This is a genomic window from Kutzneria sp. 744 (assembly GCF_000568255.1).
Classification (GTDB): Bacteria; Actinomycetota; Actinomycetes; order Mycobacteriales; family Pseudonocardiaceae; genus Kutzneria.
Map to the genome: position 1 here is coordinate 2,853,880 of NZ_KK037166.1, position 13,538 is coordinate 2,867,417.

The following is a 13,538-nucleotide window of genomic DNA, read 5'->3' on the forward strand; positions in this document are numbered from 1 at the left end:
CAGCACCACGAGCACCGGCAGCGACAGCACGTGCAGGGCGTCGGCGACGGGGATGGCCACCACCGCGAGGAAGGCCGCCAGGTCGGCGACGACACTGCCGCGCCACGCGCCGTACCGGTCGAGCAGCGGGCCGGCCAGCACCACCGACAGCACCAGGCCGAGCGTCTCGGCCGCGGCCACCGCCCCGGTCTGGACGCCGCTGCCGGTCCTGGACAGCACGAACCACGGTATGGCGATCATCGTCATCGTCGCGCCGAATGACGACACGCCGCAGGCGGCGACGAGTGCGGTCAGCGGCAGCCGGCGGATCACCGGAGCGTTCCCTGGAAAAAGGCGTTCACGAGTCCCCCATGCCGATTTCCGGATGCTAGCATCCGATGGCTCATTCACGGCGAACAATTCAATTCGGAGTGGTCACCCCATGGATCCTGTTGTCACCGAGCGGCTGGTGCTGCGTTCCTTCACCGAGGCGGACCTGGACGACCTGCACGACATCCAGCGCCGCCCGGACGTGACCCGGTACCTGCTGTGGGACACCCGCACGCACGCGGAGACGCGGACGGCGCTGGCCACCAGGATCGAGCAGTCCGAGCTGGCCGGCGAGGGCGACAACCTGGCCATCGCCGTGCAGCTGCGCGAGTCGGGGCGGCTCATCGGCGAGTTCAACCTGGACTGGCTGAGCGCCGAGCTGGGCCGGGCCGAGATCGGCTTCGTGATGAACCCCGACCACGGCGGCCGCGGATACGCCACCGAGGCCGGCCGCGAGGTGTTGCGGCTGGCGTTCGAGCGGTACGGCTTCCATCGGGTCGTCGGCATGTGCAACGGGAACAACACCTCGTCGATGCGGCTGATGGAGCGGCTCGGCATGCGCCGGGAAGCGTTCTTCGTGCAGGGCGAGATGCTCAAGGGCGAGCGGGCGGACCTGGCCGTGTACGCGATGCTGGCGACCGAGTGGGCCGCCGCGGACGTCACCCCCGCCGCCCGGGGATGACGTCCACGCACGGTCAGAGGGCGGCGGCCACGACGGCGGCGTCGCTACTGCCCAGGTAGTCGGCGAGCGTGGCGTAGCGCTGGCGCAGCTGGCGCTTGAGCACCTTGCCGGTCACGCCCTGCGGGATGTCGGCGGCCGACGGCGCCAGTTCCAGCACGGCGAGCGCCGGGTGGCCGGCCGCCGTGAGCACGGTGTTGGCCGCGCCGAGCAGCTCGGACGGGTCGGTGTGCCCGTCGCCGGTGGCCACCAGCGCCACCGCAACCGTGGTCCCGTCGTGCTGGCCGGCCACGACCGTGCAGTCCACGATCGTCGGCAGCTCGTTGAGCAGGAGCTCCTCCATCTGCACCGAGTGGGCGGTGCCGGTGGCGGTCTCGATGGCGTCCACGGCCCGGTCCAACTGGTAGAAATCGCCGGCCTCGTCCTGGTACGCCAGGTCGCCGGACAGCCAGTACCCGGACAGGCGGCTGCGGTAGGTGGTGTCGGAGTCGTTCCAGTACCCGGCGGTGATGGTCGGGCCCTTGGCAGCGAGCAGCCCGATCTCGCCCCGCTCGGCCAGGGTGCCGTCACGGCGCAGCACGACGATCTCGGACAGCGCGTCGGGACGGCCGACGCAGCGGTCGTTGCGCTGTGACGTCAGGGAACGCGGCTGCACCATCAGGCCCCAGCCCAGTTCGGTGGAGCCGAAGCGGTCGTAGAACACCGCGGAGGGCAGCTCGGCATCGCGCTTGCCCAGGATGGCCTTGAGGTGCGCCTCGTGGATGGCGTCGCCCATGGTCACCCAGCTCTCCACCGAGTCCACGGCGCCGTCGGTCACCTCGACGTCGGCCAGCTCCGCGAACGCGTGGGCGAAGGCCATCACCGTGGTCGGCCGGAACCGCCGGATGGCGTCGACCAGGTCGGCGCCGGCCGGGTCGTAGTGGGCGACCATCGGGGTGCCGGCCAGGACGGCGTAGTTGACGTACACCACCGAACCCAGGTGCGACTGCGGCTGCGCGGCCATCATCAGGTCGTCGGGCGAGTCCAGGTAGTCGGTGAGCCGGAACCGCGGGCCGGCGACGCTGGACGCGTGGGTCTGCACCACCGGCTTGGGGAATCCGGTGGTGCCCGAGGAATGCAGGATCGACACCGGGTCCTCGGGGGCGTGCCGGAAGCGGTCGGCGTCGGACAGCTCGGCCGAGGGCGGCGCGGGCACGTCCTCGGCCAGCACGATCCAGCGCGAGCCCGGCAGGTCGGCCAGCCCTTCGCGGAGCAGGTCGAGCCGGCCGGCAGTGGTGTACACGCCGACCGGGCCGGTGCGCCGGATCAGTTCGAGCGCGTTCTCCTTGGGGGCCTTGCTGTTGACCAGCACCGCGATCGCGCCGATGCACCCCAGCGCGTACAGGTGCACGGAGTAGGCGAAGGAGTCCTCGATGTAGACCGCGACCCGGTCACGGGGCCGCACGCCCTGGCCGAGGTACCAGACCGACCAGCTCTGCACGAGCCGGTCCAGCGAGCGGAGGCTGAACTCGGTGGTCGTCCCGCCGTCGCAGGTGGGGATCGGGCGGCCGGTGCCGATGAACGGCAGGTCCGGGTTCGGGCTGAGAGCCAGCGCCGACGCCAGGACGTTGCCGCCTCCCATGGCGGGATCCGCGGCGAGCTTCGCCCGTGACTCGGCGGACAACAGGGTACGAGCGGACAAGGTCATCGACGCGCCTTCCGGTGATGGCTTCAGGTCCCGATCGTCCGCGCGCGCGACCGGGCGGGACAACGTCTTTCTTGCGCGAGTGCACCTCGGTTGTTGCGCGAGGCCGCGTTTGTTGCCGCATCCCCCGTGACCCGCCCCGCGCGCCGCCGCCGCCCGGTAGATCTGGGAAGGCCCGTCGGTGAGCGGGACGACCACAAGGAGATTCCAGGTGACCATGGCGGATTCGGCGGCACGATCCTCGGACGCGGCCCGCGACCTCGAGGCGCTGCGCGGCGAACTGGACGGCATCGACGCCCGCCTGTTGGACGTGGTGCGCGACCGGATCGAGGTCTGCGTGCGCATCGCCCGCCTCAAGAGCGAGCACGACATCCCGATGATGCAACCGCACCGCATCGGCATCGTGCAGGAGCGGGCCGCGGAGTACGGCGAGCGCAACGGGATCGACCAGGACTTCCTGCGCAGGCTGTACGACCTGATGATCGCCGAGACGTGCCGGGTCGAGGACCTCGTCATGGGCAACACGCCGGCCAGCTAGCAGCACGCCTCACCGACGGGGGAAGGGCAGACCGGCCACATGCGGACACTGCTGATCGACAACTACGACTCGTTCACCTACAACCTGTACCAGCTGCTCGGCGAGGTGACCGGCCAGGCGCCGGTCGTGGTGCGCAATGACGTCGAGTTCCCGGCCGAGCGGATGGCCGAGTTCGACGGCATCGTGGTGTCGCCCGGTCCGGGCCGCCCCGACCGCGCCCGTGACTTCGGCATCAGCTCCCGCGCCGTCCTCGAGTCGGGACGGCCCGTGCTCGGCGTGTGCCTGGGCCACCAGGGCATCGCCAACCTGTTCGGCGGCAAGGTCGGACCCGCGCCCGAGCCCATGCACGGCCGCAGTTCGCTGGTGCACCACACCGGCGACGGCGTTTTCGCCGGTCTGCCCTCGCCGTTCTCGGTGGTGCGCTACCACTCGCTGACCGTCACCGATCTGCCCGAGGTGCTCGACCGCACGGCGTGGACCGAGGACGGCGTGCTGATGGGTCTGCGCCATCGGGAGAAGCCGTTGTGGGGCGTGCAGTTCCACCCCGAGTCCATCAACAGCGAGCACGGCCGGCTGCTGCTGGCCAACTTCCGTGACCTCGTGCTGGACGCGCGTCCGGCGCCGGCGGTCGCCCCTCCCCCGCCGGCCGCACGCCCGGCACCGGCCGTTGCGGCGCCGGACCTGCGCCTGCACGTCCACGAAGTGGCCTACGAGCCGGACGCGGATGTGGCGCACCGAGAGCTGTTCACCGGCTCCGCCCGCAGCTTCTGGTTGGACAGCAGCGAGATCCGCCCGGGCCAGGCGCAGTTCTCCGTCATGGGCGACGACACCGGCCCGCTGGCCGAGTACGTCTCCTACGACGTGAGCCGGCGGGTGGTCACCGTGACCCGATCGGACGGCCGGGTCGAGGAGATCCAGCGGGACTTCTTCGGCTACCTGCAAGAGAATCTGGCCGCGCGCTCGCTGCCGGTGCCCGAGGGCCTGCCGTTCGACTTCAACCTCGGCTACGTCGGTTACCTTGGTTACGAGCTGAAGGCCGAGACCGGCGGCTCGGCGGCGCATCGGGCCGACACCCCCGACGCCGCACTGCTGTTCGCCGACCGCGCGCTGGTCATCGACCACGAGCGGCACCGGTCGTTCCTGCTGGCCTTGAGCACGCCGGAGCACGAGGCGTCCGCTCTCGGCTGGCTGGACGAGACGGCGGCCCGACTCCCCCTTCTCGCCGCGTCCACCATGGACAACGCGGGCGTGCTGGGCGCGGCCGAGGCCACCGACATGGCCGGCTCGGAGACCGCCCACCCTCGGCATGACCGGGACGGCTACCTCAAGCGGATCGAGGCCTGCCTGGACGAGATCCGGCTCGGCGAGTCCTACGAGATCTGCCTGACCAACGCGGTCACCGTGGACGAGGAGATCGACCCCCGGCACACCTACTCCCGGCTTCGCCGGGTCAGCCCGGTGCCCTACGGGGCCTTCCTGGACTTCGCCGAGGTGGCGGTGCTCAGCGCCTCGCCGGAGCGGTTCCTGCGGATCGGCGCCGACGGCGTGGTGGAATCCAAGCCCATCAAGGGAACCCGGCCCCGCGGCGGAACTCTCGAGCAGGACGAGCTGCTCAAGCTGGACCTCTCCACGCACGAGAAGGACCGCGCGGAGAACCTGATGATCGTCGACCTGGTGCGCAACGACCTGAACACGGTGTGCGAGATCGGCTCGGTGCATGTGCCGGTGCTGTTCGACGTGGAGACGTACGCGCCGGTGCACCAGCTGGTGTCGACCATCCGCGGCACGCTGCGGGCACAGGAGAGCGCGGTCAGCTGCGTGCGGGCGGCGTTCCCCGGCGGCTCCATGACCGGCGCGCCGAAGGTGCGCACGATGGAGATCATCGACCGGCTGGAGGAGGGCCCGCGCGGCGTGTACTCCGGTTCGCTGGGCTGGTTCTCCCTGTCCGGCGCGGCCGACCTGAGCATCGTGATCCGGACCCTGGTCACCACGCGCGAAAGCATGAGCTTCGGTGTCGGCGGCGCGATCGTGGCGCTGTCGGACCCCGATGAGGAGTTCGAGGAGACCGTGGTGAAGTCGCGCGCGGTGCTCACCGCCGTCGCGGCGACGGCCCTGCGTCCCGCGCTGGGAGGATCGGCGTGAGCGCATCGGGCGTGCGGTTGTTGCGGCGCTGCGTGATTGTCGGCGGCGCCGGTGCGGTCGGCGGCATGTTCGCCGAGCTGTTGGCCGGCTCGGGCGCCGAGATCGTCGTGGTGGACGTGGCCGGCGGCGACGTGGCCGGGGACATCACCGCGCCCGGTGACGCCCTGATCGCGGAGCTGGGCAAGGCGGACCTGGTGCTGCTGGCCGTTCCCGAGCGCATCGCGCTGACCGGGATCCCTTTGCTCGCACCGCATCTACGTCCCGGCGCACTGCTGGCCGACACGACGTCGGTCAAGGGCCCTGTGGTTGAGGCGCTGCAAGACGTCGACGGCGTGCAGGCGGTGAGCCTGAATCCGATGTTCGCGCCGTCGCTGGGGATGCTCGGCAAGCCGGTGGCCGCCGTGGTGGTGCACGACGGTCTGGCCGCCGCCGAACTGCTGGGCCTGCTGGCCGAGTGGGGCGGCCGACCGGTGTTGGTCGACGCCGAGCGGCACGATCGGCTCACCGCCGCGGCCCAGGTGCTCACCCACGCCAGCGTGCTCGGTTTCGGGCTTGCGCTGGAGGAACTCGGCGCCGACATCGGCGACCTCGCGGCGATCGCGCCACCGCCGCACGCGACCCTGCTGGCCCTGCTGGCCCGGATCGCCGCCGGTGAACCGGAGGTGTACTGGGACATCCAGGCCGCAAACCCCTACGCGGCAGGGACTCGCGGCGCGCTGGCCGCGTCGGTGCGCCGACTGGCCGACCTGATCGACGGCGCCGACGAGGCCGGGTTCACGGCGGCGTTGGGCCGGCTGGGCGCGCTGTTCGGCGACAGCCTCGACGAGCACCGCGACACCTGCGCCCACCTGTTCGACGCCCTGTCCACGTCCACCCGAATCGAGGCGACATGATCCAGCCGCAGCAGGAGACACGGGCGGCCAACTGGGTCGAATCCCGCATCTCCAAGACGTCCGACTCGCTGGACGTGGCGTTCGAGCAGGGACTGACCGGGCACGTGGTCACCGGCCGCAAGCCCGGCAAGATCGTGTGCCTTGAGGACGGCACCGAGGCGCTGGAGTTCGTGTCCTGCTCCTACCTCGGCCTTGAGGAGCACCCCGCGCTGGTGTCGGCGGCCGAGGACGCGTTGCGCCGCTTCGGCGTGCACCTGTCCACCTCGCGCAACCGGATGCGCCCCCACTACCTCGGCGAGCTGGAGGAACTGCTTTCCCAGGTGTACGGCGGAAACAAGGCGGTCGCCTTCACCTCGGTCGGCACCGTCCACCTGGGACTGCTGCCGCTGCTCGGGGCCGGCGCGCTGCCCAGCTACCCGATCGCGCCCGGCGGCTCGACGTTCCTGGTGGACAAGACCGCGCACTCCTCGATGCAGGTGTTGCGTGGGGTGCTCGACCAGATCGGCTCCGCGCGCCGGTTCGACTCGGAGACACCCGACTCGCTGGAGTCCGCGCTGCGGGAGGCCCGCCGTGACGGGCGCACGCCGATCGTGCTGATCGACGGCGTCGGCTCGATGGGCGGCCTGATCGACGTCACCGGGATCCTGGCGGCGCTGGAGCCCTACGGCGGCCACCTCTACATCGACGACGCGCACGGCATCTCCATCGCCGGCCGGCACGGCGCCGGCTACGCCTTCGAGGCGCTCGGCGACCGGCTGCCGCCCAACGTGGTGATCGCCGGCTCGCTGTCCAAGGCGTTCGGCGGCTCCGGCGGCTTCGCTCTGGTGCCGAGCGAGGACGACGTGCGGATGCTGCGCAAGTTCGCCAACCCCTTGGTGTTCGGGCACTCGATCATGCTGCCGCTGCTGGCCGCCAACGTCGCCTCGGCCCGCCTGCACCTGGACGGCGAGGTCGCCGCGCTGCAGGAACGCCTGTGGCGCAACGCCGAGGACTTCGACGCGCTGACCGGCGACCGGCTCGTCAACGCGGGTCTGCGGTCCCCCGTGCGGGGCGCGCACTTCGACACCGAGGCGGCGGCGTTCCGCGCGGCCACGGCGTTGAAGGAGGCCGGAGTGCTGATCCTGCCGGCGTTCTTCCCCACCGTGGCCAAGGGCACCGGCCTGGTCCGCTTCGCCCTGTCCTCGCTGCACGAACGCGGCCATCTCGAAACGGCCGCGAAGATCCTCGAAGGGGTCTGGAACGGATGACCGCCACCACGCTGGGCGTCGTGCTGACGGAAGCCGAGAAGACCCTCACCGATGCCGGGGCCTGGCTGCCGCGCGAGGATGCGGAGCAACTCGCCGCGCACGTGATGGGCTGCACCGTGGCGCAGCTGCCCCTCGACGCCGTGCCCGGCGCGGAGGATCTCGCCCGGCTGCGGGATCTGGTGGCCCAGCGGGCCGACCGCGTGCCGGTGGAGTACCTCACCGGGCGGGCGGTGCTCGGCGGCGTCGAGATCGCGGTGGGGCCGGGCGTTTTCGTGCCACGCAAGCACACCGAACCGCTGCTGGCCTGGGGTCTCGATGTGCTCCACGGGGTTTCCCGGCCGCTCGCGGTGGATCTGTGCACCGGATCGGCGGCGATCGCCCTGGCCGTCGCGCATGCCCGGCCGGACTCGACCGTGCACGCCATCGAGCTCGACCCGGTGGCCCTGTCCTGGGCCCGCCGCAACGTCGCGCGGCAGGCCGAGCTGGGCGACACCCCGGTCGCGCTGCACGCCGGCGACGTCACCGACCCCGCGATGTTCGCCGAGCTGGACGGCACGGTGGATCTGTTGCTTCCCAACCCTCCGTTCGTGGTGGACGGTGTCGTGCTGCCGCCGGAATGGCAGGAGCACCAGCCGTGGTCCGCGCTGTTCGGCGGGCAGGACGGGCTCGTCGTGATCCGGGCGGTGGTGGCCGCCGCCGTGCGGCTGCTGCGGCGCGGCGGCGGCGTCGCGATCGAGCACGACGACGAGCAGGCCGAAGTGATCATGTCCCTGCTGCGGGAGCAAGACGCCTTCACCGACATCAGCTACGGCGTGGACCACTGGGGCACGCCCCGATACACCACCGCGCGCAGGAAGTGACAGGGAAACCCATGGAACACAGACTCTCCCGCCGCCAGGTGTTACGCGGCAGCGGCACGATCGTCGCCGGCACCGGCGCGCTGTGGCTGGCCGCCGGCCCGTCGACGGCGGCCGCCGAGACACCGCAGGCACAGAACCTGCCGGTGCGCGACCGTGTCGACGCGGGCAGCGTGACCGTGAAGGACAGCGCCAACCTCGGGGTCTCGGTGTCCCCGGACGGCCGCCGGCTCGCGGTGGACATCGCCAGCGGCATCTGGCTGCTGCCGACGGCGGGCGGCCGGGCCACCCGCATCACGCCGGAGGCGCACGACGCGACCCGGCCGCACTGGTCGCCCGACGGCCGCCGGATCGTGTTCCAGTCCTACCTCAACGCCACCTACGACGTGTGGATGATCAACGCCGACGGCACCGGGCTCACCCAGCTCACCACCGGGTGGGGCTTCGACCTGGAGCCGCGGTTCTCGCCCGACGGCAAGCAGGTGGCGTTCTCCTCCGACCGCGACCACGTCAGCCGCATCTACGTGCTGGACATCGCCAGCGGGCGGCAGCGGGCGGTCACCGAGGCCGACGAGGTGCACGCCTCCCCGGTGTGGTCCCCGGACGGCACGAAGCTGGCCTACGTCGTGGGCGACGGCGTCATCGAGGAGCTGGATCTCCCTTCCGGCCAACGCAAGCAGCTGCTCAGTGACCCTGCCCTGGCCTACTCCCCCGTCTACACACCGGACGGCCGGATCAGCTACGTGAGCGCCGGCGCCGCGGCCACCCTGATGGTCGGCGCCACCGCGGTCGTGACCGGCGAGGACCTGCCGCCGCTGCCGGTGTCGTGGCTCTCCGCGCAGGAATTCGTCTACAGCTCCGGCGGTCGACTGCGCCGCCGCACGCTTTCCGGCGCCGCGCAGGAGATTCCGTTCACCGCCGAACTGCCGTTCGCGGGCCGTAACTACCAGCGCAAGCGGCGGGACCTGCTGTCGGACGCGTCGCGCCGGGCCAAGGGCATCGCCGACCCCGTGGTGTCGCGGGACGGCAAGCAGGTGGCGTTCCGTGCGCTGAACGCCCTGTGGGTGCTGCCGGTCGGCGGCCGCCCGCGCAAGGTCGTCGACGACGGGCACTTCGCGGCCGATCCGGACTTCGCGCCGGACGGCCAGTCCCTGGTCTACACCAGCGACCGGGCCGGCACCGCCAATCTGTGGCGGCTGGACCTGGCGTCGGGGCGGTCGGATCGGCTCACGGATCTGGCCGGCGGCCAGTTCTCGCCGCGGTTCTCCCCGGACGGCACGAAGATCGCCTACCAGGACGAGTCCGGCCAGACCTGGGTGTTCGACGTGGCCGCGCGCTCGGTGCGCCAGGTGCTGCCGGCGCTGTACCAGCCGGGGCGGCCTACCTGGTCGCCGGACGGCGGCACGATCGCCATGGCCGCGCTGCAGCCGTACTCCAAGCGCACCTCCAACGGCAACAACCAGGTGCTGACCGTGAACCTGGCGAGCAACGAGCTCCGTTATCAGGAGATCGCGCCGGACCGGTCGATCAGCACCAGGGACAACGACGGTCCACTGTGGACCGCCGATGGCCAGCACCTGGTGTTCGGGGCGGAGAGCCTCGGCTGGCGGGTGCCGGTCGCGGCCGACGGCACCATCACCGGCCCGCCCGAGCAGCTGACCGACGAGGTGACCGACTCGCTGTCGATCGGTGCGGACGGCTCCGTCGTCTACCTGTGCAACGGCGTGCTGCGGACGGTCGGGGCCGCCGGCGGCGTGGCGCGCACGATCACCGCCGACCTCTCCTACAAGCCGGCCCGGGTCAGCCAGCCCACGGTTATTCGCGCCGGCGCGCTGTGGGACGGCGCCTGCGAGCAGCTGCGGCCCAACGTGGACATCGTCGTGCGCGGCGCGACGATCGAGGCGGTGCTGCCCAGCGGCAGCGCGCCCAGCGGCGCGCGTGTCGTCGACGCTTCCGCACTGACGGCGATGCCGGGCCTGATCGACACCCACAACCACTGGAACATGCGTGGCAAGCAGTGGGGCGACCGGCAGGGGCGGCTGTGGCTGTCCTACGGCGTGACCACGAGCAAGTCGCCCGGCGACCTCGCGTACCAGATGGTGGAGAACCGGGAGGCGATGGAGGCCGGCACCCGGGTCGGGCCCCGCTACCTCGGCTCGGGCCAGGCGCTGGACGGCAGCCGGGCCTTCTACAACTGCATGCGGCCGATCCACTCCGCGCAGCAGTTGGAGCGGGAGCTGGACCGGGCCCAGGGGCTGGACTACGACCAGCTCAAGTCGTACATGCGGTTGCCGGTCGCCTTCGAGCAGCGGGTGGTGGCCCGGGCGCACGCGATGGGCGTCCCGGTCACCTCGCACTACCTCTACCCGGCGGCGCACACCGGCCTCGACGGCATGGAGCACCCCGGCGGCGGACATCGGCTGAACTACTCGCGCACGCTGAGCTTCGCCGGCTACCACATGTCGCAGGACGCGGTGGACCTGTTGGCGGCCACGGGCATGTGGGTGTCGTCCACCATGATCTTCGCCACTGAGCTGTACGCGGGCGACCGGTCGCTGGTGGACGACGAGCGCACCAAGGTGCTGTTCCCGGACTGGGACTACCAGCGGCTGGTGGCCAAGGCCGACGCCGCCGGGCAGCCGGGCGGCGAGTTCGACGAGTTGGTCACCAAGGGCATGGCGGACGCGCTGCTGCGGGTGCACCGGGCCGGCGGGCTGGTGGTCTTCGGCACCGACGCGCCGCTGGACGACCTCGGCGTCAGCGCGCACCAGAACCTGCGCGCGCTGGTGAAGTACGGCTTCACCCCGCGTGAGGCGCTGCTGACCGCGACCGGCAACGCCGCCAGGGCATTGGGCTACGGCGACCTGCTGGGCGCGGTGGCGCCGGGCCGGATCGCCGACCTGGTTCTGGTGCAGGGCAACCCGTTGGCCGACATCCACGCCGCGGCCGCGGTGCAGTCGGTGATGGTGGGCGGCGTCCTGCGCACGGTGCCGGAGCTGCTCGCGCCGTTCCGGCCGGGCCCGACGGCGAAAGCCTCCGCCGTGACGGTCGGCCCGGCCACGGCGTCGGCCGCGCCGGACCCCGCCCACTACTGGCACCGTCCGGAATGGAGCATGCGGACCTGTTGCCAGCACTGACCGCGCGGTCGGGCTACCGGGTCACGCCCCGGTAGCCCGACGCCGAGGTGCCGAACCACTTCTTGAACGTGCGCTGGAAATGACTCAGCTCCGGATAGCCGACCGTACGGGAGACATCGGTGATCGACATGGTGGTGTCGCGCAGCAGGTCCCTGGCCTCGGTCAGCCGCAGCGCGGTGACGAAGTCGATGAACCGCCAGCCGGTCTCCTGCTTGAAGCGGCGGGAGAAGTGATATTGGCTCAGGTACGCCTTGCGGGCGACGCGGGCGAGGGTCAGTCCCCCGTCCGCGTAGTTGCCCCGCAGATAGGTCACGGCGACCCGGATGCTCGGCGAGAGTGTGAGCTTGTCGGTGTCCGGCAGGTCCGGGCCGTCCGGCGTGGCCGGCGCCTGCTGGTGGCGGGCAAGGAAAACCCGCTGGTTGGCGTGGCGGTAGCCGGGCAGGGCGCGGATGAGCTGGTGCGGCGGCCGGATCTCGACGCCGGCGGGCGCGATCAACACGCGGCACTGGTGCAGCCAGGGTTGCAGGCGCGGCCAGGTGAACCGGGCATCCTCGGTCAACAGCCCCGGGGTGAGCACCTCGGCGGCCTGGTCGACGATCCGCGCCCAGTCACCCTGGTCGAGCTGCTGCGGCGAGAGCAGGCTGTCGGGGCCCTCGTGCAGCATCCGCGCCACCGCGGTGTGCGTGTCGACGCCGAGCGACAGCACGAGCTCGCAGAAACCCTCGTAGGCCTGGCGTTGCAGCCGGCGGTCGACCCGCAGCGCGAACAGGCTGCCGACCAGCTCGCTGGCCATGTTCTGGTCGTCGAACACCACCACCTCGGCCGGCTCGACCTTGGGATTGGTGTTGAAGTAGGTCGGAAAGTCCATGACGCCCAACGCCTGCGCGTTGTAGTAGGCGACGATCTCGCTCAGCGGGTCCTGGCCGTGCAGCCGGCGCACTGCCGGCAGACCCGGCATCGAGTCGGCCCGCGAGAGCACGTGGTCGCTGTCGTCGGTGAGATAGGCCACGCTGCGTCCCTGTTCGAGCGCGTAGCCGGCGACCAGCAGCCCGGTCAGCGTGTGATCGTGGTCGGCCGGGACGTCCAGCACCACGTCCGTCTCACCCATTCTGGCGCTGTAGAGGTCGAGCACCCGACGTTCGAGCGCATGTCGTCGATCAGACTCGGACTCGACACCGTGTCGACCACCCGTCAGGGCAGCGGTCACTTGTCCCCCTTGTGCAGAAATGCCTCGCTGACCGCATGCGGGAACACAGGTCCGTCTCATGTGGACGCCCGGTCGGAGCCGCCACATCGGCTCGTCAGGACGCGCCAGAATCCTGGCTCGACAGCAACTCCGGTGGCTGCGCGCACGACAAGGCGCGGCACCGGTTGTGACCCCCAGAACACGAACCAACTTCCCCCATGGTCCCCAGACCAGCCACGGTGTCCCCAGGCACCGCTTCAACCGATGGTTGCATCGCGTACCAACGCGCGTCAACCCGCCGGGGGTGTGACCAATGACCACGGCCACCGTCGGCCAACCGGTGGCCCATCAGCCGATCTCCGCACCGTTTTCCTTGTCCACGCAAATGGTCACGGTGCCTGTCTCACACAGTCAACGACAGGAGCAGTCATGTATCGCACCCTGATGCGGTCGAAGATCCACAGGGCCACGGTGACGCAGGCCGACCTGCACTACGTCGGCTCGCTGACGATCAGCGCCGACCTGATGGCGGCGGCCGACCTCGTGCCCGGCGAGAAGGTCGACATCGTCGACATCAACAACGGGCAGCGGCTGTCGACCTACGTCATCGAGGGCCCGCGCGACAGCGGTGTGATCGGCATCAACGGCGCCGCCGCGCGGCTCATCGGCGTCGGCGACCTCGTGATCATCATCGCCTATGCCCAGGTGCACCAGGACGACCTCGGCAAGCTCGAACCGCGCGTGGTCTTCGTCGACGAGGCCAACCGGATCCTGCACGAGGGCGCCGACCCGGCCGACGTGCCCGCCGACTCCGGCCTGCTCCGCGGCGACGTGGTCGCGGCCCGCAACTGACACCACCGCGAGCG

The 13,538-nt window shown here is 71.2% G+C and carries 10 protein-coding genes and 1 pseudogene; 8 read left to right on the forward strand and 3 right to left on the reverse strand.

Annotated elements, in window-relative coordinates; translation table 11 throughout:
- Nucleotides 1–312 (reverse strand): annotated as a pseudogene (locus KUTG_RS61145) (MFS transporter); the annotation flags it as partial.
- 109 nt (nucleotides 313–421) lie between these two features.
- On the opposite strand from KUTG_RS61145, the gene KUTG_RS12590 reads away from it, so the two are divergent.
- Nucleotides 422–991 carry a GNAT family N-acetyltransferase gene (locus KUTG_RS12590; RefSeq protein WP_043716951.1) on the forward strand — a complete coding sequence of 190 codons (570 nt, stop codon included), beginning with the start codon at nucleotides 422–424 and terminating at the stop codon, nucleotides 989–991.
- Between the two features lie 13 nt (nucleotides 992–1,004).
- On the opposite strand, the gene KUTG_RS12595 is transcribed toward KUTG_RS12590, so the two are convergent.
- Nucleotides 1,005–2,675 (reverse strand): class I adenylate-forming enzyme family protein, encoded by a 1,671-nt coding sequence (locus tag KUTG_RS12595; protein WP_043716952.1) that lies wholly within the window; start codon nucleotides 2,673–2,675, stop codon nucleotides 1,005–1,007.
- Between the two features lie 214 nt (nucleotides 2,676–2,889).
- Between KUTG_RS12595 and KUTG_RS12600 the strand changes: the two genes are divergently transcribed.
- The 6 genes from KUTG_RS12600 to KUTG_RS12625 are packed head-to-tail and all read left to right on the forward strand — an operon-like array spanning nucleotide 2,890 to nucleotide 11,486.
- A complete protein-coding gene (locus KUTG_RS12600) occupies nucleotides 2,890–3,210 on the forward strand; it encodes a chorismate mutase family protein (protein ID WP_052396569.1) in 321 nt (106 codons plus the stop codon).
- Between the two features lie 39 nt (nucleotides 3,211–3,249).
- Nucleotides 3,250–5,352 carry an aminodeoxychorismate synthase component I gene (pabB, locus tag KUTG_RS12605; protein WP_043716953.1) on the forward strand — a complete coding sequence of 701 codons (2,103 nt, stop codon included), beginning with the start codon at nucleotides 3,250–3,252 and terminating at the stop codon, nucleotides 5,350–5,352.
- A complete protein-coding gene (locus KUTG_RS12610; RefSeq protein ID WP_157494509.1) occupies nucleotides 5,349–6,245 on the forward strand; it encodes a prephenate dehydrogenase/arogenate dehydrogenase family protein in 897 nt (298 codons plus the stop codon). The genes pabB and KUTG_RS12610 overlap by 4 nt, the downstream gene beginning before the upstream one ends.
- On the forward strand, nucleotides 6,242–7,492 hold the full coding sequence (locus KUTG_RS12615; RefSeq protein ID WP_043716955.1) for an aminotransferase class I/II-fold pyridoxal phosphate-dependent enzyme: 1,251 nt from the start codon (nucleotides 6,242–6,244) through the stop codon (nucleotides 7,490–7,492). The genes KUTG_RS12610 and KUTG_RS12615 overlap by 4 nt, the downstream gene beginning before the upstream one ends.
- The gene (locus tag KUTG_RS12620; RefSeq protein ID WP_043716957.1) at nucleotides 7,489–8,352 is read left to right on the forward strand and encodes a N5-glutamine methyltransferase family protein; all 864 of its coding nucleotides are present in this window, start codon (nucleotides 7,489–7,491) and stop codon (nucleotides 8,350–8,352) included. The genes KUTG_RS12615 and KUTG_RS12620 overlap by 4 nt, the downstream gene beginning before the upstream one ends.
- Nucleotides 8,353–8,363: 11 nt before the next feature.
- Entirely contained in the window at nucleotides 8,364–11,486 is a 3,123-nt protein-coding gene (locus tag KUTG_RS12625; RefSeq protein WP_084579257.1) for an amidohydrolase family protein, read from the forward strand.
- Nucleotides 11,487–11,499: 13 nt separating this feature from the next.
- On the opposite strand, the gene KUTG_RS53340 is transcribed toward KUTG_RS12625, so the two are convergent.
- A complete protein-coding gene (locus KUTG_RS53340) occupies nucleotides 11,500–12,594 on the reverse strand; it encodes a helix-turn-helix transcriptional regulator (protein WP_198047131.1) in 1,095 nt (364 codons plus the stop codon).
- Nucleotides 12,595–13,101: 507 nt separating this feature from the next.
- Between KUTG_RS53340 and panD the strand changes: the two genes are divergently transcribed.
- On the forward strand, nucleotides 13,102–13,524 hold the full coding sequence (panD, locus tag KUTG_RS12635) for an aspartate 1-decarboxylase (RefSeq protein WP_043716958.1): 423 nt from the start codon (nucleotides 13,102–13,104) through the stop codon (nucleotides 13,522–13,524).
- Nucleotides 13,525–13,538: the final 14 nt, after the last annotated feature.

Bases quoted from the DNA above. Each gene is read 5' to 3' on its own strand.
- KUTG_RS12590 (WP_043716951.1), top strand. From the start codon at position 422: ATGGATCCTGTTGTCACCGAGCGGCTGGTGCTGCGTTCCTTCACCGAG.
- KUTG_RS12595 (WP_043716952.1), bottom strand. From the start codon at position 2,675: ATGACCTTGTCCGCTCGTACCCTGTTGTCCGCCGAGTCACGGGCGAAG.
- KUTG_RS12600 (WP_052396569.1), top strand. From the start codon at position 2,890: ATGGCGGATTCGGCGGCACGATCCTCGGACGCGGCCCGCGACCTCGAG.
- pabB (WP_043716953.1), top strand. From the start codon at position 3,250: ATGCGGACACTGCTGATCGACAACTACGACTCGTTCACCTACAACCTG.
- KUTG_RS12615 (WP_043716955.1), top strand. From the start codon at position 6,242: ATGATCCAGCCGCAGCAGGAGACACGGGCGGCCAACTGGGTCGAATCC.
- KUTG_RS12620 (WP_043716957.1), top strand. From the start codon at position 7,489: ATGACCGCCACCACGCTGGGCGTCGTGCTGACGGAAGCCGAGAAGACC.
- KUTG_RS12625 (WP_084579257.1), top strand. From the start codon at position 8,364: ATGGAACACAGACTCTCCCGCCGCCAGGTGTTACGCGGCAGCGGCACG.
- KUTG_RS53340 (WP_198047131.1), bottom strand. From the start codon at position 12,594: ATGGGTGAGACGGACGTGGTGCTGGACGTCCCGGCCGACCACGATCAC.
- panD (WP_043716958.1), top strand. From the start codon at position 13,102: ATGTATCGCACCCTGATGCGGTCGAAGATCCACAGGGCCACGGTGACG.